The 23,828-nt window shown below is 73.0% G+C and carries 23 protein-coding genes and 1 other RNA gene; 14 read left to right on the forward strand and 10 right to left on the reverse strand.

Annotation, left to right across the window (positions count from 1 at the left end; genetic code table 11):
- Positions 1-871 (forward strand): Mrp/NBP35 family ATP-binding protein (locus FK498_RS06940; protein WP_237560864.1); only part of this gene is annotated, 871 nt, incomplete at its 5' end.
- A gap of 41 nt (positions 872-912) precedes the next feature.
- Here FK498_RS06940 and FK498_RS19220 read toward each other — a convergent pair.
- The 3 genes from FK498_RS19220 to thyX are packed head-to-tail and all read right to left on the reverse strand — an operon-like array spanning position 913 to position 2,940.
- Positions 913-1,068, reverse strand: coding sequence for a hypothetical protein (locus FK498_RS19220; protein WP_161988341.1), 156 nt, complete (start codon positions 1,066-1,068; stop codon positions 913-915).
- Positions 1,069-1,111: 43 nt separating this feature from the next.
- Positions 1,112-2,005 carry a PfkB family carbohydrate kinase gene (locus FK498_RS06945; RefSeq protein ID WP_141852936.1) on the reverse strand — a complete coding sequence of 298 codons (894 nt, stop codon included), beginning with the start codon at positions 2,003-2,005 and terminating at the stop codon, positions 1,112-1,114.
- A complete protein-coding gene (gene thyX, locus FK498_RS06950; RefSeq protein ID WP_141852938.1) occupies positions 2,002-2,940 on the reverse strand; it encodes an FAD-dependent thymidylate synthase in 939 nt (312 codons plus the stop codon). The genes FK498_RS06945 and thyX overlap by 4 nt, the downstream gene beginning before the upstream one ends.
- A 26-nt stretch (positions 2,941-2,966) precedes the next feature.
- On the opposite strand from thyX, the gene ssrA reads away from it, so the two are divergent.
- The 11 genes from ssrA (at position 2,967) to FK498_RS07005 (ending at position 11,709) form a co-directional block, all read left to right on the forward strand.
- Positions 2,967-3,287, forward strand: a transfer-messenger RNA (tmRNA) gene (ssrA, locus tag FK498_RS06955).
- A gap of 77 nt (positions 3,288-3,364) precedes the next feature.
- A complete protein-coding gene (locus tag FK498_RS06960) occupies positions 3,365-3,874 on the forward strand; it encodes an SspB family protein (protein ID WP_141852940.1) in 510 nt (169 codons plus the stop codon).
- A gap of 69 nt (positions 3,875-3,943) precedes the next feature.
- The gene (locus FK498_RS06965) at positions 3,944-5,599 is read left to right on the forward strand and encodes a fumarate hydratase (protein WP_141852943.1); all 1,656 of its coding nucleotides are present in this window, start codon (positions 3,944-3,946) and stop codon (positions 5,597-5,599) included.
- A 59-nt stretch (positions 5,600-5,658) separates the two neighbouring features.
- A complete protein-coding gene (locus FK498_RS06970) occupies positions 5,659-6,045 on the forward strand; it encodes a RidA family protein (RefSeq protein ID WP_141852945.1) in 387 nt (128 codons plus the stop codon).
- Positions 6,045-6,440, forward strand: a complete 396-nt coding sequence (locus FK498_RS06975; protein ID WP_141852947.1) for a VOC family protein — start codon at positions 6,045-6,047, stop codon at positions 6,438-6,440. Before FK498_RS06970 ends, FK498_RS06975 begins: the two co-directional genes overlap by 1 nt.
- A 16-nt stretch (positions 6,441-6,456) precedes the next feature.
- Entirely contained in the window at positions 6,457-7,467 is a 1,011-nt protein-coding gene (gene queA, locus FK498_RS06980) for a tRNA preQ1(34) S-adenosylmethionine ribosyltransferase-isomerase QueA (protein ID WP_141852949.1), read from the forward strand.
- Positions 7,464-8,582 carry a tRNA guanosine(34) transglycosylase Tgt gene (gene tgt, locus FK498_RS06985; protein WP_141852951.1) on the forward strand — a complete coding sequence of 373 codons (1,119 nt, stop codon included), beginning with the start codon at positions 7,464-7,466 and terminating at the stop codon, positions 8,580-8,582. Before queA ends, tgt begins: the two co-directional genes overlap by 4 nt.
- Positions 8,579-9,037, forward strand: coding sequence for a preQ(1) synthase (queF, locus tag FK498_RS06990; RefSeq protein ID WP_141852953.1), 459 nt, complete (start codon positions 8,579-8,581; stop codon positions 9,035-9,037). The genes tgt and queF overlap by 4 nt, the downstream gene beginning before the upstream one ends.
- Positions 9,024-10,073, forward strand: a complete 1,050-nt coding sequence (queG, locus tag FK498_RS06995; protein ID WP_141852955.1) for a tRNA epoxyqueuosine(34) reductase QueG — start codon at positions 9,024-9,026, stop codon at positions 10,071-10,073. The genes queF and queG overlap by 14 nt, the downstream gene beginning before the upstream one ends.
- Positions 10,070-11,485: a lyase family protein gene (locus tag FK498_RS07000; protein WP_141852957.1), complete on the forward strand. Its 1,416-nt coding sequence runs from the start codon at positions 10,070-10,072 to the stop codon at positions 11,483-11,485. Before queG ends, FK498_RS07000 begins: the two co-directional genes overlap by 4 nt.
- On the forward strand, positions 11,482-11,709 hold the full coding sequence (locus FK498_RS07005; RefSeq protein WP_141852959.1) for a ribbon-helix-helix domain-containing protein: 228 nt from the start codon (positions 11,482-11,484) through the stop codon (positions 11,707-11,709). Before FK498_RS07000 ends, FK498_RS07005 begins: the two co-directional genes overlap by 4 nt.
- Here the strand turns inward: FK498_RS07005 and FK498_RS07010 are convergent.
- The 3 genes from FK498_RS07010 to FK498_RS07020 all read right to left on the reverse strand — a co-directional run bounded on the left by FK498_RS07010 (position 11,694) and on the right by FK498_RS07020 (position 19,158).
- Positions 11,694-14,609: an AsmA family protein gene (locus tag FK498_RS07010; RefSeq protein WP_161988342.1), complete on the reverse strand. Its 2,916-nt coding sequence runs from the start codon at positions 14,607-14,609 to the stop codon at positions 11,694-11,696. The genes FK498_RS07005 and FK498_RS07010 overlap by 16 nt on opposite strands.
- A 45-nt stretch (positions 14,610-14,654) precedes the next feature.
- The gene (locus FK498_RS07015) at positions 14,655-18,269 is read right to left on the reverse strand and encodes a hydantoinase B/oxoprolinase family protein (protein WP_141852963.1); all 3,615 of its coding nucleotides are present in this window, start codon (positions 18,267-18,269) and stop codon (positions 14,655-14,657) included.
- 76 nt (positions 18,270-18,345) lie between these two features.
- Entirely contained in the window at positions 18,346-19,158 is an 813-nt protein-coding gene (locus FK498_RS07020) for a putative hydro-lyase (RefSeq protein WP_141852965.1), read from the reverse strand.
- A gap of 154 nt (positions 19,159-19,312) precedes the next feature.
- On the opposite strand from FK498_RS07020, the gene FK498_RS07025 reads away from it, so the two are divergent.
- Both FK498_RS07025 and FK498_RS07030 read left to right on the forward strand, forming a co-directional pair.
- Positions 19,313-20,098: a TerB family tellurite resistance protein gene (locus tag FK498_RS07025; RefSeq protein ID WP_141852967.1), complete on the forward strand. Its 786-nt coding sequence runs from the start codon at positions 19,313-19,315 to the stop codon at positions 20,096-20,098.
- Positions 20,095-20,496, forward strand: a complete 402-nt coding sequence (locus tag FK498_RS07030) for a Rid family hydrolase (RefSeq protein WP_202614775.1) — start codon at positions 20,095-20,097, stop codon at positions 20,494-20,496. Before FK498_RS07025 ends, FK498_RS07030 begins: the two co-directional genes overlap by 4 nt.
- On the opposite strand, the gene FK498_RS07035 is transcribed toward FK498_RS07030, so the two are convergent.
- From FK498_RS07035 to FK498_RS07050, 4 genes are read right to left on the reverse strand one after another with little or no spacing between them, the layout of a single operon-like run.
- A complete protein-coding gene (locus tag FK498_RS07035; protein ID WP_141852969.1) occupies positions 20,484-21,194 on the reverse strand; it encodes an SDR family NAD(P)-dependent oxidoreductase in 711 nt (236 codons plus the stop codon). The genes FK498_RS07030 and FK498_RS07035 overlap by 13 nt on opposite strands.
- 8 nt (positions 21,195-21,202) lie before the next feature.
- Entirely contained in the window at positions 21,203-21,967 is a 765-nt protein-coding gene (locus FK498_RS07040) for an SDR family NAD(P)-dependent oxidoreductase (protein WP_141852971.1), read from the reverse strand.
- Between the two features lie 4 nt (positions 21,968-21,971).
- Positions 21,972-23,285 (reverse strand): TRAP transporter large permease subunit, encoded by a 1,314-nt coding sequence (locus tag FK498_RS07045; RefSeq protein ID WP_141852973.1) that lies wholly within the window; start codon positions 23,283-23,285, stop codon positions 21,972-21,974.
- On the reverse strand, positions 23,282-23,797 hold the full coding sequence (locus FK498_RS07050; protein WP_141852975.1) for a TRAP transporter small permease subunit: 516 nt from the start codon (positions 23,795-23,797) through the stop codon (positions 23,282-23,284). The genes FK498_RS07045 and FK498_RS07050 overlap by 4 nt, the downstream gene beginning before the upstream one ends.
- Positions 23,798-23,828 lie beyond the last annotated feature (31 nt).

Here is a 23,828-nt window from a genome sequence, read left to right on the forward strand (position 1 = left end):
GGCGCAGCCGGCCCGGCCCGCGCCCACCGCCGGCGCGCAGGCCGCCGCGGGCGCACGCGGGACGCAACTCCTCACCACCTGCCGCGCGATCGTCGCCGTCGCCTCGGGCAAGGGCGGGGTCGGCAAGTCGACCACGGCGGCCAATCTCGCCATCGCCCTCGCCCAGAACGGCTTGAGGGTCGGGCTCCTGGACGCCGACATCTACGGCCCCTCGATGCCGCGCATGCTCGGCATCCGCGGCCGACCGCATGCCGCCGGGCAGATGCTCGCGCCGATGGAGAAGTGGGGGCTCAAGGTGATGTCGATCGGCTTCCTCGTCGAGGAGGAGACGCCGATGATCTGGCGCGGGCCGATGGTGATGGGCGCGCTCGAGCAGATGATGGGCCAGGTGCTCTGGGGCGAGCTCGACATCATGGTGGTGGACATGCCGCCGGGCACGGGCGATGCGCAGCTCACCATGGCGCAGCGCGTGCCGCTCACCGGTGCGGTCATCGTCTCCACGCCGCAGGACGTCGCCTTGATCGACGCGCGGCGCGGCATGGCGATGTTCGCGCGCACCAACGTGCCGGTGCTGGGGCTGATCGAGAACATGAGCTTCTTCCGCTGCCCCAATTGCGGCCATCGCAGCGACATCTTCGGCCATGGCGGCGCCCGGCGCGAGGCCGAGCGCCTGGGCGCGGAGTTCCTCGGCGAGATCCCGATCGCGCTCGACATCCGCACCACATCCGACGAGGGCACGCCGATCGCCGCCACCATGCCCGACAGTGCGGAGGCGGGGCTCTATCGCGCGATCGCCGCGCGCGTCTGGGAGAAGTGCGGCGCCGTGCTGGCCCGGCGCGCGGAGGCCGCGCCGCGCATCGTCGTCGAGTAGCGGCCGCCCTCGCCGGTCCGGCGGCCCGGGGCGGCCGGCGATCAGCCGGCGCGGCGGCGCACGGCCGGGGCGGCGCAGGCCAGGGCGAGCCCGGCCCAGAGTCCGGCCAGCATGGCCGGCCAGCAGGCCGCGGCGACCAGCCCCGCGGCCCCGCCGGCGCGGGCCATCATCAGCGTGGTGGCAGCGATCCTGGGCATGACGGGGATGATCGCACCGGATTGTTGCCCATCCGTGAAGGGATCACGGCCGCGTCGCGGCAAGCGCGTCGGTCTCCGCCGCCCGGGGCAGGCTGCCCTGGGTGCCCGGCCGCGTGCAGGCCAGCGCCGCGGCCGCCGCGGCACGACGCATTGCCGCGGCGAGGTCGAGGCCGCGATCGAGGGCGGACGCCAGCACGCCGACGAAGGCGTCGCCGGCGGCCGTGGTGTCGATCGCGGCGACAGGAAAGGCCGGCTGGTGCTGCAGGCGCCCGCCCTGGGCCAGTTCCGCCCCGGCCTCGCCGCGCGTCACCAGCACGGCGGTGCCGAGGCGGCGGGCGAGCGCGGCGGGCTCGGCCTCGCTGCCGAGGGCAGCGGCAAGCTGCGCCGCCTCGCCGGCATTCACCACGACCACCGCTGCGGTCGCCAGCGCATCGAGCGCGATCCCACCGAAGGGCGCGAGGTTCACCACTGCGCGCGCCCCGCGCGCGCGGGCGCGCAGGAGGAGCTGGGCGGTCTCGCCGGCGTCGCACTCGCGCTGGACCACCAGTACCGTGTCCGGCCCGAGGGCGGCGTCCTCCACCTGCGCGGCCGAGGCGGCGAGGTTGACGCCGGGCGCGACCGCGATCTGGTTGCGCCCCTCGCGATCCACCGCGATCGCGGCGCAGCCGGTCGAGCCTTCGAGCGTCGCGACGCGCCCGAGATCGACCCCCGCCTCGCGCAGCAGCGCAAGCGCGGGCTCGGCAAAGGCATCGCGCCCGACGGCGCCCGCGAGCGCGACGGTCGCGCCGTCGCGCGCCGCGGCGACCGCCTGGTTCGCGCCCTTGCCGCCCGGCTCGGCGCGCATCTCGGTGCCGAGCACGGTCTCGCCCGGCGCCGGCAGATGCGGCAGGCGGAAGATCAGGTCGAGATTGATCGAGCCGAAGACGAGCACGCTCATCGGGCGAGCCCCACCGCCTCGGCCATCTCGCGCCACTCGCGCTTCGACAGCCCGCTGGTCTCCGCCGTGACCGTCTCGCCCGCCATCATCCGCCGCAGGCAGGCGAGCATCGGCGCCGACAGCGTCACCGCTCCCAGGCGGTAGTCGAGGAAGGCCTGGTGGGTGATCGGCACCCAGGCCTTCAGCACCTCCAGCAGCGCCTCGGCATAGGCGCGGATCTCGTACTGCGCATGGGCGTCGGCGCGAAGGCGAAGGAAATGCATGAAGTTGTGCAGGTCGGTCTTCCAGTACCACTGCGTGTAGAGGTTCAGCGTCAGGTTCATGCGCGCAAGCTCGCGCGCGAGCCCCCGGCGCGTCGGATCGGCGGGTGCGCCGTCCTCGCCCTCGTTCAGCAGCCAGGCATAGTGGTCGTAGCAGCGCCGGGCGTCCTCGCGCAGCAGCCGCAGCACCGCCTCGGCCTCTTCGGCCCCGAGCACCTCGCCACGGCCCTGGCGGTTGGCCGCACTCTGCGCGGCGAGGTGTTCGGGAGCGGGGATGTAGAACTCGCGATCCAGCACCGAGTAGCGGGCCGAGTACTCGTTCACGTTGGCGGTGCGGTGGCGGATCCACTGGCGCGCGACGAAGATCGGCAGCTTCACGTGCAGCTTGATCTCGGCCATCTCGAACGGCGTCGAGTGCCAGTGGCGCATCAGGTAGCGGATCAGCCCGGCATCGTCCTGCACCCGCCGCGTGCCCCGGCCGTAGGAGACACGCGCGGCCTGCACCACCGCCGCATCGTCGCCCATGTAGTCGACCACGCGCACGAAACCGTGGTCGAGCACCGGGATCGGGCGGTGCAGCAGCGCCTCCATCGCCGCCACGGTGGGCCTCAGCGTCGGCCGCGCCTCGGCACGCGCCGCCTCGATCTCGGCCCTCTGCTCATCGGTCAGTTGCATCTTGGCTCCCGTGCCGGCGAGTCGCCGGGCTTCCGCATGACGGCTGCGTTTCCTATATTCGGGGCTGCCGGGGCAACCCGGCTATGGCGATAAACGGCGCGTGGAATAAGCGTTGCGGACCCGGGGGCAGTGCCCGGCGCCTCCACCAGCACCGCCTCGGCTGTGGCGGAGTGCGGGGGCGAAACAGGCTCGACGCGCGTGGTAAAGACCCGCCTTTCGCCCGGCATGGTACCGCCGTCATCGGGCCGATCATAAGTGCCAACGACAACAGCCGTATGGCGCTCGCTGCCTGACGTAGTCTAGGCAAGCGCGGTCCGGGGGGCACCGGGCAACAGAAGCCCCCCACTCAGCCGCCCGCCCTCGGGGTGGTGCGGTGCCGCAAGGGACGGACCGGGAACGGGCGGGGGGACGGACAGGACAGGTGATGGCAGGGGACGAGCCGGGGCTGAAGGACAGCCTGCTGCCCTACGAGGCATGGATCCAGGAGAGCCTGCGCAACGTGATGCGGCTCGCGCTCGAGCGCACCGCGCGCGAGGGGCTGCCCGGCGAGCACCACTTCTACCTCACCTTCCGCACCGATCATCCGGCGGTACGCATGCCGGCACGGCTGAAGGCGCAGTACCCGCACGAGATGACCGTGGTGCTGCAGCACCAGTTCGAGTCGCTCGAGGTGGATGCCCAGGGCTTCGCCGTGACGCTGTTCTTCGGGGGCGTGCCGGCGCATCTGACCGTGCCCTGGGCGGCAGTCACCCAGTTCGCCGATCCTTCCGTGCGCTTCGGCCTGCGCTTCGACGCGCCAGGCGCCGAGCCCGGCCTGGACCCGGGTCGACCGGCCGCCGGCCCGGAGGAGGCCGAGGCGGAGCCCGCGCCGCCGGCCGAGGCGTCGCAGGTCGTCAGTCTCGACGCCTTCCGCAAGCGCCCACCGCGCAACTGACCTCGGTTGGCCGCGCCGAGCGCGGCGTGCCATAAGCCCCGCCGCCCAGCACTCCAGGGAGGCCGCCCCATGAACGCGCCGCTCAACCGCCCCGCCCGCACGGGCGAGTTCCGCTACAGCCCGATGTTCCCACTCGGGCCGGACGCCACCCCATGGAAGCGGCTGGACCTGCCCGGCGTCGCCGCGATCGAGGCGGCCGGGCGGCGCGTCCTGACGATCGCCCCCGAGGCGCTGACCGAGCTCGCCTTCCAGGCCTTCCGCGACGTCTCGCACCTGCTGCGCCCGGGCCATCTGCGCCAGCTCCGCGCCATCCTCGACGACCCGGAGGCCTCGGAGAACGACCGCTACGTGGCGCTCGAGTTCCTGAAGAACGCCAACATCGCCGCGGGCGGCATCCTGCCGATGTGCCAGGACACGGGCACGGCGATCGTGTTCGGCAAGAAGGGCCAGCGCGTCTGGGTCGAGGGGAACGAGGAGGAGGCGATCAGCCGCGGCGTGTTCCGCACCTTCACCGAGACGAACCTGCGCTACTCGCAGATGGCGCCGCTCTCGATGTTCGAGGAGGTGAACACCGGCAACAACCTGCCGGTGCAGTTCGACATCATGGCCGCCCCGGGCGACGACCACGCCGACGAGTTCCACCTGATGTTCGTCGCCAAGGGCGGCGGCAGCGCCAACAAGACCTTCCTCTACCAGGAGACCCGCGCGATCCTGAACCCGGAGCGCCTGTACCAGTTCATCGAGACGAAGATGAAGACGCTCGGCACCTCGGCCTGCCCGCCCTACCATCTGGCGATCGTGATCGGCGGCACCTCGGCCGAGGCGACGCTGAAGACGGTGAAGCTCGCCTCGACGCGCTGGCTCGACGGGCTGCCGACCAAAGGCAGCCCGGCCGGCCACGCCTTCCGTGATCTCGAGGCCGAGCTGCGGGTGCTGGAGATCAGCCGGCGCTTGGGCATCGGCGCGCAATTCGGCGGCAAGTACTTCTGCCACGACGTGCGGGTGATCCGCCTGCCGCGCCACGGCGCGAGCCTGCCCGTCGGCATCGGCGTCTCCTGCTCGGCCGACCGGCAGATCCTGGCGAAGGTGACGCCAGAGGGCGTGTTCCTCGAGCAGCTCGAGACGGACCCCGCGAAGTACCTGCCCGAGACGACCGACGACCAGCTCGGCGGCGAGGCAGTCGCGATCGACCTGACCCGGCCGATGGACGAGATCCGCGCGACCCTGTCCAGGTATCCGGTGAGGACGCGCGTCATGTTGACGGGACCGATGGTGGTGGCGCGCGACATCGCGCATGCGAAGATCAAGGAGCGGCTCGACCGCGGCGAGCCCATGCCCGAGTACCTGCGCAACCACCCGGTCTACTACGCCGGGCCGGCGAAGACCCCCGCGGGCTACGCCACCGGCAGTTTCGGCCCGACCACCGCGGGCCGGATGGACTCCTATGTCGAGCAGTTCCAGGCCGCCGGCGGCTCCTTCGTCATGCTCGCCAAGGGCAACCGCTCGCGCGCGGTGCGCGAGGCATGCCGGAAACACGGCGGGTTCTATCTCGCGAGCATCGGCGGGCCGGCCGCGCGGCTCGCGAAGGACTGCATCCGCAAGGTCGAGGTGCTGGAATACCCCGAGCTCGGCATGGAAGCGGTCTGGCGCATCGAGGTCGAGAACTTCCCCGCCTTCATCGTCATCGACGACAAGGGCAACGACTTCTACGACGGGCTCGAGTAAGCAGGAAACCGTCGGGCGGGGCCGCAAGGCCCCTCCCGCGCCACCCCGGGAACCTCATCATGCGCACGCACATCACCTCCGGCTCGCTGTTCGAGGAGCAGATCGGCTACTCCCGCGCCGTGGTCGACGGCGACTATGTCTGGATGTCGGGCACCACCGGCTACGACTACGCGACCATGACGATCGCCGACGACGTGGTCGCCCAGGCCGAACAGTGCTTCAGGAACATCGCCGCGGCGCTGGCCCAGGCCGGCTGCTCGCTCGACGACGTCGTGCGCGCCTTCTTCATCGTGCCGAAGCGCGAGGACTGGGAGCCGTGCTGGCCGGTGATCAAGAAGTACCTCGGCAAGGCCCGCCCGACCTCGACCCTGATCCATGCCGGGCTCGCCACCGACGCGATGCGCATCGAGATCGAGGTGACCGCGAAGCTGCCGAAGGCCGGCTGATGCGCTTCGCCGTCGACCGCCTGGATCATCTGGTGATCACGGTGAAGGACGTCGAGATCGCCGCCGCCTGGTACCAGAGGGTACTGGGGATGGAACGGATCGCCTTCGGCCCACAGCTCCGCACCGCGCTCGCCTTCGGCGGGCAGAAGATCAACCTGCGCCCGGTCGAGGCGACGCAGCAGGAGTGGTTCTCGGGCGTGGCGGCGGCTCCGGGCACGCAGGACCTCTGCTTCGTCGTCACGGTGACCGCCGACGAGGTGATCGCGCATCTGCACGATCTCGGCGTGGCCGTGGAGCTCGGCCCGGTGGCGAAGGAGGGCGCGCTCGGCCCGATCACCTCGGTCTATTGCCGCGACCCCGACGGCAACCTGATCGAGATCGCCACCTACGCGTGAGGGTGCGGGAGCGGACGTGTTCGCGCTCACCGACTACGACTACGCGCTGCCGCCGGAGCGGATCGCGCAGGAGCCGGCGCGGCCGCGCGACGCGGCGCGCCTCCTGGTGGTCGCGCGCGACCGGCTCGAGGACCGGATCGTCGCCGACCTGCCCGCCGTGCTCCGGCCCGACGACCTGCTGGTGGTGAACGACACGCGCGTCATTCCGGCCCAGCTCGAGGGTACGGCCGGCGGGGCGCGGGTCGGCGTCACCCTCGATCGCCCGCTGCCGGACGGCACCTGGGAGGCGCTCGCGCGCAACGCGCGGCGGCTGAAGCCCGGCAGCGTGATCGACTTCGGCGCCATCACCGCCGAGGTGCTGGCGCGCGCGGGCGGCACTGTGCGGCTCGGCTTCTCGGGCGACCCGACCGCCTCCGCCACGCTCGCCCTGCCGCCCTACATCGACCGCGCGCAGGGGCCGACGCCGGCAGACGCCGAGGACTACCAGACCACATTCGCGCGCCATCCGGGCGCGGTCGCCGCACCGACCGCGGGGCTGCACCTGACGCCGCGGCTGATCGAGGCGCTCGCCGCGCGCGGCATCCGGCTCGCCCATGTCACGCTGCATGTCGGCGCCGGCACCTTCCTGCCGATCCGCGTCGAGGACGTGCGTGCGCACCGGCTGCACGCCGAGCGCGCCACGCTGCCGGCCGAGACCGCCGCGGCGATCGCCGCGACGAAACGCGCGGGCGGCCGCATCGTCGCGGTCGGCACGACGAGCCTGCGCACGCTGGAGACGGCGGCGCGCGCGACAGGCGAGGTGAGGCCGTTCTCGGGCGAGACCGACCTCTACATCACGCCGGGCTTCGACTTCCGCGCCGCCGACCTGCTGCTCACCAACTTCCACCTGCCGCGCACCTCGCTGATGGTGCTGGTCTGCGCCTTCGCCGGCCGCGACCGCATCATGGTGGCCTATGCGCATGCGCTCGCCGCGGGCTACCGCTTCGCCTCCTACGGCGACGCCACGCTGCTGGAACGCTCTGCGTGACGGTCGGCTTCACCCTCGCCGCCACGGACGGCATGGCGCGGGCGGGCACGCTGCACACCGCGCACGGCGACGTGCCGACGCCGGTGTTCATGCCGGTCGGCACGGCCGGCACGGTGAAGGCGATGACGGCGGAGGCCGTGCGCTCCACCGGCGCGCGCATGGTGCTCGGCAACACCTACCACCTGATGCTGCGCCCCGGTGCCGAGCGCATCGCCGCCCTCGGCGGGCTGCACCGCTTCATGGACTGGCAGGGCCCGATCCTCACCGACAGCGGCGGCTTCCAGGTGATGTCGCTGTCGCAGCTGCGCCGGCTCGATGAGGACGGTGTCACCTTCCGCAGCCATCTCGACGGCTCCGAGCAGCGCCTGACGCCCGAGCGCGCGGTCGCGATCCAGCACGCGCTCGGCGCCGACGTGACCATGGTGCTGGACGAGTGCACCCCCTTCCCCGCCACCGAGGCCGAGGCCGCCGCCTCGATGCGCCTGTCCATGCGCTGGGCGGCGCGGTCGCGCGACGCCTTCGTGCCGCGCCCGGGGCATGGACTGTTCGGCATCGTGCAGGGCAGCGTCTATCCCGCGCTGCGCGCCGAGAGTGTCGCCGCGCTGGCCGCGATCGGCTTCGACGGCTACGCGGTCGGCGGTCTCGCGGTCGGCGAGGGGCAGGAGACGATGTTCGCGATGCTGGACGTCACCGTGCCCCTCCTCCCCACCGACCGGCCGCGCTACCTGATGGGGGTCGGCACGCCTGCCGACATCGTCGGCGCGGTCGCGCGCGGCATCGACATGTTCGACTGCGTGATCCCCACGCGGTCGGGCCGCACCGGGCGCGCCTACACCGCGCGCGGCGTGCTCAATCTGCGCAACGCCCGCTTCGCCGGCGATCCGCGCCCGCTCGACCCGGACTGCGCCTGCCCCGCCTGCGCGCGGCACTCGCGCGCCTATCTCCATCACCTGATCAAGTCCGGGGAGATGCTGGGCCCGATGCTGCTGACCTGGCACAACGTGGCGTATTATCAGGACCTGATGCGCGGCCTGCGCGCCGCCATCCTCGACGGCCGCTTCGCGGCCCATGCGGCCGCGCTCGCCGCCCGGTGGGCGCAGGGAGACGAGGCATGACGGGCTACGAGGGCCTGACCCGGCTCGGCCGGCCGAGCACGATCCCCGCCTCGCCCGCCGAGGCGGTGCTGGAGCGCGTGCCCAATCCCGAGCCGGGCCTCGCCTACGTGGTGCGCTTCGTCTGCCCGGAGTTCACCTCGCTCTGCCCGCTCACCGGCCAGCCCGACTTCGCGCATCTGGTGCTCGACTACATCCCCGACTCCTGGATCGTGGAGAGCAAGTCGCTGAAGCTCTTCCTCGCGAGCTTCCGCAACCACGGCGCCTTCCACGAGGCGTGCACGCTGATGGTCGCACGCCGCGTGGCCGACCTGCTCGCGCCTCGGTGGCTGCGGATCGGCGGCTACTGGTATCCGCGCGGCGGCATGCCGATCGACGTGTTCTGGCAGACCGGCGCGCCGCCCGAGGGGGTGTGGATCCCGCCCCAGGAGGTGGCGCCGTATCGTGGCCGCGGCTGACGCCAAGGCGCTGATCCGCGCCGAGGCGGCGCGCCTCGGCTTCGATGCGGTCGGCTTCACCCGCGCCTCCCTTCCGACCGAGATGCGGGCGCGGCTCGACGCCTTCCTCGCCGCCGGCCGGCACGGCACGATGCGCTGGCTCGCCGAGCGCGCCGCACAACGCGCCCATCCCCAGGCGCTCTGGCCGGAGGCCGTCAGCGTGATCGCGCTCGGGTTGTCCTACGCGCCCGCGCGCGATCCCATGGAGACGCTCGCGCGTCGCGAGGTCGGCACGATCAGCGTCTATGCGCGCGGCCGCGACTACCACGACGTGGTGAAGGGGCGGCTGAAGCAGCTCGGCCAGTTCCTCCACGCCCGGTTCGGCGCCGACCTCAAGGTGTTCGTCGACACCGCGCCGGTGATGGAGAAGCCGCTCGCCGCGCAGGCCGGGATCGGCTGGCAGGGCAAGCACACCAATCTGGTCTCGCGCCGCCACGGCTCGTGGCTGTTCCTCGGCGAGATCTACACCACGCTCGATCTCCCGCCGGATCCGCCGCATCCCGATCGCTGCGGCTCCTGCCGCCGCTGCCTGGACATCTGTCCGACCGATGCCTTCCCCGCGCCGTACCAGCTCGATGCCACGCGCTGCATCTCATATCTCACCATCGAGCATGACGGGCCGATCCCGGAGGGGCTCCGCGCCGCGATCGGCAACCGCATCTACGGCTGCGACGACTGCCTCGCGGTCTGCCCCTGGAACCGCTTCGCGACCGCGGCGCGCGAGGCGAAGCTGCACGCGCGCGAGGAGCTGAACGCGCCGCGTCTTGCCGACTTGGCGCGGCTCGACGATGCCGCCTTCCGCGCGCTGTTCGCAGGCAGCCCGATCAAGCGCAGCGGCCGCGGCCGCTTCGTGCGCAACGTGCTGATCGCGATCGGCAACAGCGGCGATCCCGCGCTGCGCCCGATCGCGCAGGACCTCGCGCAGGACCCCGATCCCGTCGTCGCCGAGGCCGCGCGCTGGGCCGCGATGCGCCTTGCCCCGGAGACCGTGCCATGACCGAAGCGACCCGCACCGAGACCGACAGCCTCGGCACGATCGAGATCCCCGCCGACAAGCTCTGGGGCCCCCAGACCGAGCGCGCGCGGCGGCTGTTCCGGATCGGCGTCGAGCGCTTTCCGCCGGTGCTGATCCGCGCGGTCGGGCTGCAGAAGCAGGCGGCGGCCGAAGCCAATCTCGAGCTTGGCGAGCTTCCGCGCGCGATTGCCGAGCCGATCATCGCCGCCGCCGCCGAGATCGCCGCGAACAGGCTGGACGAGCACTTCCCGCTGCCGGTCTGGCAGACCGGTTCGGGCACCCAGACCAACATGTGCGCGAACGAGGTGATCGCCAACCGGGCCGCGCAGATGCTCGGCCGGCCGCTCGGATCGCGCGATCCCATCCATCCGAACGATCACGTCAATCGCGGCCAGTCCTCGAACGACTCCTTCCCGACCGTGATGCATGTCGCGGCGCTCGAGGCTGTGGAGCATCGCCTGCTGCCGGCGCTCGACGTGCTCCGCTGCGCGCTGGCCGCGCGCGCCGAGGCCTGGGAGCGCATCGTCAAGCTCGGCCGCACGCACATGATGGACGCGGTGCCGATGACGCTCGGGCAGGAATTCGCCACCTTCGCCGCCCAGCTCGCGCACGCGATCGCCCGGGTGCGCGCCACACGCGCCGATCTCGCCCTGCTGCCGCAGGGCGGCACGGCGGTGGGCACCGGGCTGAACCGCCACCCGGCGTTCGACCGCGTCTTCTGCGAACGCCTCGCCGCGCTGACCGGCCGCGGCTACACCCCGGCCCTCCTGAAGTTCGAGGCGATGGCGGCGCACGACGCGCTGGTCGCGCTCTCCGCGGCGCTCTCCGGCCTCGCGGTGACGCTGATGAAGATCGGCAACGACATCCGCCTGCTCGGCTCGGGCCCGCGCGCGGGGCTCGCCGAGCTGATCGTGCCGGCCGACGGCCTCTCCTCCTCGATCATGCCGGGCAAGACCAACCCGACCCAGGTGGAGGCGCTGACCCAGGTCTGCGCCCAGGCGATCGGCAACCACACGACCGTGACCCTGGCGGCCAGCCACGGCCACCTCCAACTGAACGTGTTCAAGCCGGTGATCATCCACTGCGTTCTGCAATCCGCCGGGCTGCTCGCCGACGCGGCCGAGGGTTTCGCGCGCAACATGGTCGAGAAGCTCGTGCCGAACGAGCCCCAGATCGCCCGCCATGTCGCCAATTCGCTGATGCTGGCGACGGCGCTCAACCCGCGCCTCGGCTACGACCGCGCCGTCGCCGTGGCGAAGAAGGCGCTCGCCGAGAACATCACGCTGCGCGAGGCGGCGGTCGCGCTCGGTTATCTCAGCGGCGAGGAGTTCGACGCGCTGGTGCGCCCCGAGGACATGACGCGGCCCGGCAGCATGCTCGCGGGCAGCGGATGACCGCGCCGCATCTCGAGAAGCGCTCGGTGCGCCTCGCGGGCCATCGCACCTCGGTCGCGCTGGAGCCGCCGTTCTGGGCCGCGCTGGAGGCGGCCGCACGGCGTCGCGGCATCGCCCTCGCCGCGCTCGTCGCCGAGATCGATGCCGGGCGCGCCGACCCCGCGATCCCCCTCGCCTCGGCGCTGCGTCTCTTCGCCCTCGCCGAGGCTCAGCGCCGCGGCTGAGCCGCGCGCTCGGCGAGGAAGCGGGCGGCACCCGCGGTCTCGGGCACGCGCAGCGGCGCCTGCCACGATCCGGTCGCGCGCAGCTCGATCCGCGGCAGCGGCTCGGCGCCGAGCGGCGCCAGGGTGACACCGAGATCGAGCGTGCCGCCGCGCAGGTCGACCTCGCCCAGGATCTGCGCCGTGCCGGCCTGCGCGGCGAGCTGCGACTGGCCGAGCGTGGCGATGCCCTCGTTGACGGCGATGCGCGCCTCCAGCCGGTCGAACCCGGTCGCACCTTCGGTCAAAGCCGCCCGCAGCGCCGCGAGTGCCTGCTCGGGTGGCACCGGCGACTGGAGCACCTCCGCGACCTGGGCGAGATCGAAGCCAACCATCACGCCCTCCGTGACGGCGAGCCGCACCTCGCCGGCGAGCGAGGCCAGCAGCGTCAGCGGGCTGGTGCCGGCCGCCCTCAGCCGCGCCTCCGCACGGACGCGTCCGCCGCCGAGATCGTAGGCAAGGCCGGTGAGCGGCCCGGCCAGCACGGCATCCGCGACCGCCGCCTCGACCACTAGGCTCCGGTTCACCGGATCGAGCCGCAACGTCCCCTGTACCCTGCCGCCGCCGAGGGTCGCGGCGAAGCGGGTGACGGCGAGGGCGCCGTCGGCGAGGTCCAGTGCGGCGTCGACGCGCGACAGCACTGCCGTGCCGCCGACCGGCATCTCGCCCGCGCGCAGCACCACCGCCGCGGTCCAACCCGGCAGGATGGCCGGCGGCAGGAGGGCGGCGCTGTAGAGGTCGAGCCCCGGCAGCGGCAGGCGCTCGGCCTCGACGGTCAGTGCCGCGCGCCGCGCCTCGGCATCGAGCGCGATCTCGCCGGAGAGCTGCGCGCGCATCCGGCCGAGGCCGAGCTCGCTCGCGCGCAGCGTGATCCGGCGGCCCCGCTCGGTCCGCTGCGTCGTGGTCTCCGCCACCAGCGTCAGCGCGCCCTCGCCGAGCCAGGGCGTGGGGTCGTCCAGGCCGAGCGCCTGCAGGAGCCGCGGCGCGCCCGGATGGCGCAGCGCGATCCGGCCGGCGACGGTGTCGAGCCCGCGATCGGCGGTGCCGGTCGCCTCCACCCGCGCATCCATCGCCTCGGCCACCGCCGTGAAGGCGAGCCCCTCGCCCTCGGCCCTGGCGCTCGCGCGCAGCGTGTAGCCGCCGAGCCACAGCGGTCGCGCCGCCGCGACCACGCGCCAGGGCACGATCGGCACGAGACCGGCGACGTCCGTGCCGGCGAAGGAGAGCTCGAGCCCGGTCAGCCGCGCCCCCGGCCCGAGCGTGCCGGCGGCGGAGGCGCCGAGCCGCCCGCCGGCGATGTCGGCGATCGCGAGCCGGCGCAGCGTGGCGCGGCCGGCCTCGAGCGATCCCTCGAGCGTGACCTCGCGGGCGGTGAGCGCCGCCATCGGCACGACACCGATCTCGAGGCGCAGGGCGAGGTCGAAGGCGGCGAGCGCGGCGCTCTCCGGCGCCGGCAGCCGGCCGGCGAGCCACGGCGCGGGATCGAGCCGGTCAAGCTTCAGCGCCGCCGTCAGCGCCGGACGCGCGCCGGCGGTGCTGAGGCCCAGCGTGCCGGTGACCGCCACGCCGTCGAGGGCCGTGCCCTCGGCCGCCTCGATCCGCACCTGGCCCGGCTCGGCCACCAGCCCGCCGGAGACGCGCAAGGCGCGCAGCACCTCCGGTCCGGCCCAGCCCGGCACGCCACCGAGCCAGGCGAGGAGGCCGCGCAGATCCGGCGCGTCGAGTTCGACCAGCCCGTCGAAGCGCGCCCCGCGGTCGTCGCCGGACACGCTGCCGGCGAGCGCGAGCTCGGCCCCGCCGGGGAGCAGCGCGGTCGCCTCGTTCACCGCCACCTGGCCGTCGGCGACCACGGCGGCGACACGCAGCGCGCGCAGCGTGCCGCCGAACAGGCTCGCCGCCTCGACCGAGAGGTCGAGCCCGACCGGGAGGGGCGGGCTCGCGATCAGCCCGCGGGCCGGGACGATCCAGGGATCGAGATCGAGCCGCACGGCGGCGAGCGCGATGTCGGCGCGCGGATTGGCGCCGAGCCGCAGCGAGGCCGCGCCGGTCAGCCGCGAGCCGCCGATCTCGAGCTGCACCTGATCGGCGGTCGCCGCCCCACCCTCGGTCGAAAGCCGCGCCTCGGCGCGGAACGGCAGCGCCGGGCCGGGCAGCAGGGCGGAGAGGTCGCTGCCTTCGGCCCTGACCGTGCCGGCGAAGGCGAAGCCGCCGTGCCAGGCCACGCCGCTCGCGGCGAGGCGCGCGCCGCGCGTCGCCAGGGTGGCCTCCAGCGCGGCCGCACCGTCGAACCCGGGCTGGCCGAGCGCCAGCGAGAAGTCGACCGGCGTGGCGGCGATGTCGAACCGGCCCTCGGCCATGTAGGGGCCATGCGCAGCTCCGGCGGTCAGGCGCGCCCGGACGCCGGAGAGCCGCACGCCGCCGAGCGTGATCTCGCCGTCCACGAGCCGGATCTCGGCGCCGGCGAGCAGGGGCGCCGGGCGTCCGGCCATCTCCCGCAGCGGCGCGGGCAGGCCGGCGAGGCTGAGGCGCGGCGCGACCAGGGTGAGGTCGGTGACGACGATCCGCCCGCCGAGCAGCGGCCAGAGCGCGAGACCGAGCCGGATCTCCTGCGCCGCGCCGCGGAACCCGTCGCCCGCATCGCCGATCGAGACGCCGCGCGCGGTCAGCCGCGGCTGGGGCAGCATCTCGAGCGCGAAGGCGCCGTCGATCCGCACTTCGCGACCCAGCCGCGCCGCGCCGATGCGCTGGAGTTCGGCGCGGTACTCGGTCCAGTCGAGGTGCCGCGGCACGAGCCACAGCGCCAGCACCGCGGCCGCGGCGAGGAAGGCGAGGGCCCAGGCGGTGGAGCGGAGGATCAATCCCACGGACGCGGATTGCCAGACGCGCCGCCCGTCCACAAGCGCGTCGGATCAAGCCTCCGGCGCGCCATACCCGCCGCCGCCCGGGGTCTCGATCACGAACACGTCGCCCGGGGCCAGTTCGGCGCGGTCGGTGCCGGTGAGCACGTCGATGCCGCCGCCCGCACGCTCCACCCATTGCCGGCCGGGCGCCCCGTCGGCGCCGCCGGCGAGCCCGAAGGGCGGGACGTTGCGCCGACTCGCGAGGATCACCGCCGTCATCGGCGCGCGGAAGCGCATGCGCCGCACCGCGCCGTCGCCGCCGCGCCACTTCCCCGCCCCGCCGGAGCCGCGGCGGATGGAGAACGCCTCGAGCAGCACAGGATAGCGCAGCTCCAGCACCTCCGGATCGGTCATGCGCGTGTTGGTCATGTGGGTCTGCACCGCCGAGGTGCCGTGGAACCCCGGGCCCGCGCCGGTGCCGCCGCAGATCGTCTCGTAGTACTGGAACCGGCCGTCACCGAAGGTGAAGTTGTTCATGGTCGCCTGGCTGCAGGCCATCGCGCCGAGCGCGCCGAACAGCGCATTGGTCACCGCCTGGCTGACCTCCACGTTCCCGGCGACCACCGCCGCCGGCGGCTTCGGCGAGAGGAACGAGCCCTCCGGCAGCACGATGGTGATGGGCTTCAGGCAGCCGTCGTTCAGCGGGATGTCCTCGCCGACCAGGCAGCGGAAGCAGTAGAGCACCGCGGCGCGCGTCACCGCGGGGGGCGCATTGAAGTTGTCGTCCCGTTGCGCGGCAGTGCCGGTGAAGTCGATCGTCGCGGTGCGCGCCTGCGGATCGACGCGGACCGCGACGCGCAGGAGGTCGCCGTTGTCCATGCGGTAGTCGAAGCTGCCGTCCTTCAGCCGGCCGATCACGCGGCGGACGGATTCCTCGGCATTGTCCATCACATGGCGCATGTAGCGCTGGACGGTCGCGAGCCCGAACTGGCGCACGATGCGGCGGAGCTCCTGCACGCCCTTCTCGTTCGCCGCGACCTGGGCACGGATGTCGGCGACGTTCACATCGGGGCTGCGCGCGGGGTAGCGCGCGCCGGTCAGCAAGGCGCGGAACTCCGCCTCGCGGAAGCGGCCGCCATCGACGAGGAGGACGTTGTCCAACAGCACGCCCTCCTCCTCGAGCGTGCGCGAGAGCGGCGGCATCGAGCCGGGCGTGATCCCGCCGACATCGGCGTGATGGCCGCGGCTGCCGACGAAGAACAGCACCTCGCGGCCGGCCTCGTCGAACACCGGGGTGATCACGGTGATGTCGGGCAGGTGCGTGCCGCCGTTGTAGGGGTTGTTCAGCGCGACGACGTCGCCGGGCTTGAGCGTCGCACCGCGCAGGCGGATCACCGTGCGCACGGACTCGCCCATCGCGCCGAGATGGACGGGGATGTGCGGCGCGTTCGCGATCAGCCCGCCCTCGGCGTCGAACAGGGCACAGGAGAAGTCGAGCCGCTCCTTGATGTTCACCGACTGAGCCGTGTTCTGCAGCACCGCGCCGGTCTGCTCGGCGATCGACATGAACAGGTTGTTGAAGAGTTCGAGCATCACCGGATCGGCGCCACCCTCGCGCGCCTCGGTGCCGATCGCCACGCGGGCGGGGCGCGGCACGGCGCGGCGCAGGATCAGGTGGTTCGCGGCCGTGACCTCGGCGGCCCAGCCGGGCTCCACCACCGTCGTCGCGTTCGCCTCGCGGATCAGCGCCGGGCCGAGGATGCGGTCGCCGGCGCACAGCGCGGCACGGTCGAACACCGGCGCGTCGTGCGCCCGTCCGCCCGAAAAGATCGAGACATGGTCGATCGGCTCCGCCTCGCCCTCCGCGCGGGCGGCGAGGCGCGCCTCGCGCACCGGCTCGCCCGGCGCGGTCGCCTCGACCACGACCGCCTCGACGATGAGGTCGCGCTCGGGGGTGGCGAAGCCGAAGCGCGCGCGATGCGCCTCGGTGAAGGCCGCGACGACGCCCGGAAGATCGCCGAACGGCACGTCGAGCGGCGTGTCCGTGCCGGCGTAGCGGAGGTGCAGCCTGCGCGCGACCGCGATCGTCTCGCGCAGAGCCCCCTGCGCGACGAGCGCATCCGCGGCCTCCTCGGCGAGCGCGTCGAGCCGGGCCCTGAGCATCGGCAGCGCCTCCGCGCCGAGCGCGACCTCGACCGCGGCCTCGCGCATGGCGGACTGCGCGGCGAGCCCCATGCCGTAGGCCGAGAGCACACCGGCGAAGGGGTGGATGAACACGGTCTCCATGCCGAGCTCGTCGGCGACCAGGCAGGCGTGCTGGCCGCCCGCGCCGCCGAAGCAGGCGAGCGCGAAGCGCGACGGGTCGCGCCCCTTCTGGATGCTCACCTGCTTGATCGCGTTCGCCATGTTGGCGACCGCGATCCTGAGGAACCCCTCGGCGACCTCGCGCGGGTCCTTGAGAGGGGTGGCGGTGTCGCGCGCGATCCGCGCGGCGAGCGCGAGGAACGCCTCGCGCACGATCGCCGCGTCGAGCGGCTGGTCGCCCGCGGGGCCGAAGATCGCCGGGAAGTGCCTGGGCTGGATCTTGCCGACGCAGAGATTGGCGTCGGTCACGGTGAGCGGCCCGCCGCGGCGGTAGCAGGCCGGGCCGGGATTGGCGCCGGCGCTGTCGGGGCCGACGCGGTAGCGCGCGCCGTCGAAATGCAGGATCGAGCCGCCGCCGGCGGCGACCGTGTTGATCGCCATCATCGGCGCGCGGATCCGCACGCCGGCGACCAGCGTCTCGTAGGCGCGCTCGAAGCCGTCGTCGTAGAGCGCGACGTCGGTCGATGTGCCGCCCATGTCGAAGCCGATGATGCGGTCGAACCCGGCCATGCCGGCGGTGCGCGCCGCCCCGACGATGCCGCCCGCCGGGCCCGAGAGGATCGCGTCCTTGCCCTGGAAGGCGTGCGCGCGCGCCAGCCCGCCATTCGACTGCATGAAGTAGAGCGGCGTCTCGCCCAGCTCCTCCTGCACCTGGCGCACGTAGCGGCGCAGGATCGGCGAGAGATAGGCGTCCACCACCGTGGTGTCGCCGCGGCCGACCCACTTGATCAGCGGGCTCACCTCGTGGCTCGCGGAGACCTGCGGAAAGCCGACCTCGCGCGCGACCGCCGCAAGCCGCGTCTCGTGGTCCGGGAACTTCCAGGCATGCATCAGCACGATCGCGACCGCGCGGATGCCGTCGTCGTACGCCGCCTGCAGCGCCGCGCGCGCGGCCGTCTCGTCGAGCGGCTCGATCTCCTCGCCCTCGACGGTGACGCGGCCGGGGATCTCGACGACGCGCCCATAGAGGAGTTCGGGCAGGGTGATCGCGAGGTCGAACAGGCGCGGCCGCGTCTGGTAGCCGATGCGCAGACCGTCGGCGAAGCCGCGATTGACCAGAAGCAGCGTCCGTTCGCCCTTGCGTTCGAGCAGCGCATTGGTGGCGACCGTGGTGCCCATCTTCACCGCATCGACCACGCCGGGCGGGATCGGCGCGTCCGAGGGGAGGCCAAGCACCCGGCGGATGCCGGCGACCGCGGCGTCGCGGTAGCGTCCGGGATTCTCCGACAGGAGCTTGTGCGCGGTGAGCGCGCCGTCGGGCGCGCGCGCGACGATGTCGGTGAAGGTTCCGCCGCGGTCGATCCAGAACTGCCAGGCCATGATCGAGACACCAGGACAGGGTGGGCGCGGCCGAGGATCGGCCACGATCGTGCAACGGGCAACCGAAGGCGCCGGCTCAGAACGCGGCCAGCCGCGCGTTCAGCAGGTCGGTGACCAGCATCGAGCCCGGCGCATGGGTGATCGCGAAGGGCACGCGCGAGGCCGCGATCGCCGCCTGCGGCGTCACCCCGCAGGCCCAGAACACCGGGATCTCGTCGGGCTCCACCGGCACGGCATCCCCGTAGTGGGGACGCGTGATGTCCTCGATGCCGATCAGGCGCGGATCGCCGAGATGCACCGGAGCGCCATGCACGGCCGGGAAGCGCGAGGTGATCTGGATCGCGCGGATCGCATCCGCGGCGCGCAACGGGCGCATGGAGACCACCATCGGCCCGGCGAACGGCCCCGCCGGCACGCAGGGGATCGAGGTCCGCCACATCGCCACGTTGCAGCCGCAGGCGATGTGCTTGAGCGGCACCCCGGCGGCGAGCAGCGCCTCCTCGAAGCTGAACGAGCAGCCGAGCACGAAGGCGACGAGGTCGTCGCGCCAATGGGCGGCGATGTCGGTCGGCTCGTCCACGAGCGCGCCGTCGCGCCAGACGCGGTAGCGCGGCAGGTCAGTGCGGATGTCGAGGTCCTCGCCGAGCGAGGGGAGGCGCGGATCGCCCGGTTCCGAGACGCCGATCACCGGGCAGGGCTTCGGGTTGAGCGTGCAGAAGCGCAGGAAATCCGCCGCCTGCGCGCGCGGCAGGATCGCCAGGTTGCCCTGGACGTAGCCCGGCGCGAGCCCGGCAGTGGTGCCGGCGAAGCCCGCGCGCGCGAGCAGCCTCGCCTCCCGACCGGTCCCGGCCCGGGGGCGGTCGGCAGCGATCGGCGTCATCACGGTCATCGCGGGTCCTCCGTCTCGGCGATCCAGCATAGCGCGACGTTCATCATCCGGTGATCCCTGCTGCCCCATACCCCGCCCTTGCGTTCCGGCGCAGGGGGGCGCGTGGTAGCGTCCCGCCGGCGGGCGGGGAGACCGGGCGGAGCATACGCGGCTGGTGAGCATCTGGGGCAAGATCCTGGGCGGGGTGGCCGGGTTCGCCATGGGCGGCCCGCTGGGCGCGGTGCTGGGCGCCGCCCTCGGCCACGCCGCCGACACCAAGGGCGGACCCGCGGGCACGGCGGCCGACCTGCTGGGGCGGCCCGATCCGCTGCGCATGGCCGAACTCGCCCAGCTCATGGGCAGCCGCGAGACGGTGTTCTCTATCTCGGTCGTGGCGCTCGCCGCCAAGCTCGCCAAGGTGGACGGGCCGGTGAAGCGGAGCGAGATCGACGCCTTCAAGCGCCTCTTCCGCTTCCCCGCGGAGGCGGCGAAGGACATCGGCAGGCTCTGGGACGGGGCGCGCCAGACCGCGGAGGGCTACGAACCCTTCGCCGAGAAGCTTGCCGAGGCCTTCGCCGACAACCGCACGGTGCTCGAGGACGTGCTGGCCAGCCTGCACCAGATCGCGCTCGCCGACGGGCCGATCAACGCCGCCGAGCGTCGCTTCATCGACGAGGTGGCGCGGCGGATGGGGATGAGCGAGCGGGAACGGGAGCGGGCGCGTTCGGGCGGTTCGGCGCGGCCGCAGCCGGACGAGCCCGATCCCTACGAGGTGCTGGGGGTGGCCCGCGACGCGACGGACGAGGAGGTGCGCGCGGCCTGGCGCAGGCTGATGCGCGAGAACCACCCCGACACGCTCGCATCGCGCAACGTGCCGCCGCGCTTCATCGAGCATGTCACGCGCCGGGTGGCCGAGATCAACAACGCCTGGACGCGGATCAAGAAGGAGCGCGGTCTGTGAAGCGTCGTGTGTCGTCGGGCTCGCCGCTCGAGCCGGTGATCGGCTTCTCGCGCGCGGTGCGCTCAGGACCATTCGTCGCGGTCGCCGGCACCGCCCCGATCGCTCCCGGTGGCGGTGCGGCCGCGCCGGGCGATGTCGGCGGGCAGACGCGGCGCTGCCTCGAGATCGCGCTCGCCGCGCTGGCGGATGCCGGCGCGCGGGCCGAGCATGTGGTGCGCACCCGGGTGATGCTGACCGACATCGCGCGCTGGCGCGAGGCGGCCGAGGCACATGGTGCGGTGTTCGGTGCGATCCGTCCCGCCTGCACCTTCATGCAGGTGGCCGGCTTCATCGATCCGGCCTGGCTGGTCGAGATCGAGCTAGACGCGGTGGTGACGGAAGAGGCTCAGTCCACGTAGAGCCCGCCGTTGATGTGCACCACCTCGCCGTTGACGAAGCTCGCCGCCGGCGAGAGCAGGAAGGCGATCACGGAGGCCACCTCCTCGGGCTGACCGAAGCGGCCGAGCGGCGTCATCTTCAGGAAGTCGGGGCCGCGCTCGGGCAGGAACTTCTCCACCATCGTGGTCAGGATCACGCCGGGCGAGACGGCGTTGATGCGGAGCCGCGGCCCCAGTTCCGCGGCGAGGCTGCGGCTGAAACTGATCACGCCCCCCTTGGTCGCGGCATAGTGCGAGTAGTGGCGCGAGCCGCGATGCGCGGCGAGCGAGGCGATGTTCACGATCGCCCCGCCCTCGGCCATTAGCGGCACGATCGCGCGGCAGACCTTGAACGTGCCGTCGAGATTGACGGACATCATGCGCCGCCAGGCCTCGTCGGTGAGCTCAGCGAGCGCGCCGGGGAAGTGGATCCCGGCGGCGTTGACCAGTCCGTCGGGCGCGAGGCCGGCCTCGCGGCACGCCTCCGCGATGCGCCCGGCCCCGTCGGTCGCGACATCGGCCTCGACCGCGAGCATATCGGGCGCGAGTGCCGCGCCGCGCGCATCGAGATCGGCGGCGACGAGGCGCGCGCCGAGCCGGTGCAGCAGCAGCGCGGTGGCCCTGCCGATGCCGTTCGCCGCGCCGGTGACGACGACCGTCCTGCCGCTGAAGTCGATCATGGGGAACCTCACACGTAGCCGTAGGCCGTCCAGCCGCCGTCCACCGCGAGCACGTGGCCGGTGACGTAGGCGTTCGCGGGATCGAGCAGGAACAGGATCGCGCGCGCGATCTCCTCTGGCCGGGCGAGCCGGCCGACAGGGGTGCGGCGCACGAGCGGGGCGGTGTCGAGCTCGCCCGCGCGCACCGCGGCACCGATCAGGTCGGTCTCGACATAGCCGGGGGCGACCGCGTTGACGCGCACGCCATGCGCCGCCCACTCGATCGCCAGCACCTTCGTCATCGCCGCCACCGCCGCCTTCGAGGCGCAGTAGGCGAGGCGCTCGGGGGCGGCGACCAGCGAGTAGATCGAGCCCAGGTTGACGATCGCGCCCGAACCTTGCGCGACCATGCGCCGTCCCGCCTCGCGCGCGCAGAAGAACACGCCGTCGAGGTTGATGCGCATGACGCGCGCCCAATCCTCGTCGGTGAGGTCGAGGGCTGCGCGCTTGCCGATCACGCCGGCGTTGTTCACCAGGATGTCGAGCCCGCCCCAGCGCGCGTCGATGCGCGCGAAGGCCTCCGCCACCGGCTCGGGCCCGGCGACCGAGCCGAGGATCGGGAGCGCCTCCGCGCCGGCGGCGTGCAGTTCGGCAGCGGCCGCCTCGAGGCGTGCCGCATCGATGTCGAGCAGCGCAAGCCGCGCACCTTCGGCCGCGAGCGCGCGCGCGGTGGCGAGCCCGATCCCTGCGGCGCCGCCCGTCACCAGCGCGCGCTGTCCCGCGAAGCGCGCCACCGCCTCAGCCGAGCGCCGCGCGCGGCAGGAAGAGGATGATCTCGGGGAAGATCATCATGATCACCAGGCCGAGGAGCTGCAGGGCGACGAAGGGGATCACGCCGCGATAGATGTCAACCATCCTCACCGAGGGCGGAGCGACACCGCGGATGTAGAACAGGTTGAAGCCGAAGGGGGGCGTCAGGTACGCCATCTCCATGTTCACGACGAACAGCACGCCGAACCACACGAGATCGAAGCCGAGCGAACGCGCCAGCGGGAAGAACAGCGGCGCAGTGATGATCATGATGCCGATCGGATCGAGGAAGCAGCCCATCACCATCCAGATGAGCTGCATGCCGATCATCGCCCCCCAGCGCCCGCCCGGCAGCGCGCCGAGCGCCTCGCGCACCAGCCCCTGCGCGCCCACCGCCGTGTAGAGGGCGGTGAAGATCGAGGCGGCGAACACGATCCAGATCACCATGCAGGAGAGGCGCAGCGTCAGCCGTGCGCTCTCGGCCACCGCGGCCGGCGTGAGCTTGCCGTAGGCCGCGGCGCACAGCATCGCACCGGCAGCGCCGACACCGGCGGCCTCGGTCGGCGTCGCCGCGCCGGAGAGGATCGAGCCGATCACCAGCATGATCAGGACCACGGGCAGGATCACGGCCTTGAGCGAGGCAAGCCTGTCGGCCCAGCCGGCGCGCTGGTCGGGCGGCACCGCCGGGCCGAGCGAGGGATCGATCCGGCAGGCGACGGCGATGTAGGCGATGAACAGCAGCATCAGCAGCGCCCCTGCCGGGATGCCGCCGAGGAAGAGCGCGCCGATCGAGACATTGGCGTAGAGCCCAAGCACGATCATCACCACCGAGGGGGGGATCAGCACGCCGAGGGCACCGCCGGCGGCGATGCAGCCGACCGCGAGGCGCTTGTCGTAGCCGCGCTCGAGCATCGAGGGCAGCGCCACAACCGCCATCGTCACGGTCGAGGCGCCGGAGACGCCCACCATCGCGGCGAAGATGCCGCAGCCGATCACCGTGCCCGCAGCGAGGCCACCGCGCCGCCCGCCGAGCCAGCGGTACAGCATGTCGTAGAGGTCGCGCGCGATCCCCGACCGCTCCAGCATGCATCCCATGAAGATGAACAGCGGCACGGCGATCAGCACGAAGGAGTTGGCCGCCGAGAAGGTGCGCAGCCCCACCATCGCCAGCGCCTGCGGCCCCCACAGGAAGTAGGTGCCGATGATCGCGGTCGAGCCGAGCGCGAAGACCAGCGGCAGGCCTGCCGCCAGCAGCAGGATGAAGCCGCCGAACAGGACGACGGTGGTCAGTTCGATGCTCACCGGGCGATCTCCCGGCCCGTGAGCGCGCGATGGAGATCGGCAACGAGCCGCGAGAGCGCCTGCAGGAGCAGGAGCGCCGCGCCGATCGGCAGGCTGACCATCACCGGGAAGAGCGGCGGGTTCCAGTCGGTGCCGGTGGTGCGCCCCGTGGCCAGCGCCTCGAGCGCGACCCGGCCGGTGTAGAACAGCAGCACGCCGCAGTAGAGCAGCGTGAAACCGGCTGTCAGCACGTCGAGCGTCGCCTTGCCGCGCGGCGGCAGCCGGCCGTAGAGGATGTCCACGTTCACGTGGTCGCGGTGCAGGAGCGTATAGCCGCCGCCGAGCATGATGTAGCCCGCGAACAGGAAGGTGATCACCTCCGTGCCCCAGATCGTCGGGGCGGCGAAGACGTAGCGCAGCACCACCTCCATCACGACGAGCGCAATGATGGCGAGGATGCCGAGCGCGACGAGCCGTCCGAAATGCTCGTTCAGCGCATCGACAGCGCGCACGAAGGCCCTGAGGAGCGGCACGGCGGACGTCTCCGGACGGCGGAAGCGAAGC

Source organism: Elioraea sp. Yellowstone, assembly GCF_006704265.1.
In the GTDB taxonomy this organism is placed as follows: Bacteria; Pseudomonadota; Alphaproteobacteria; order Acetobacterales; family Acetobacteraceae; genus Elioraea.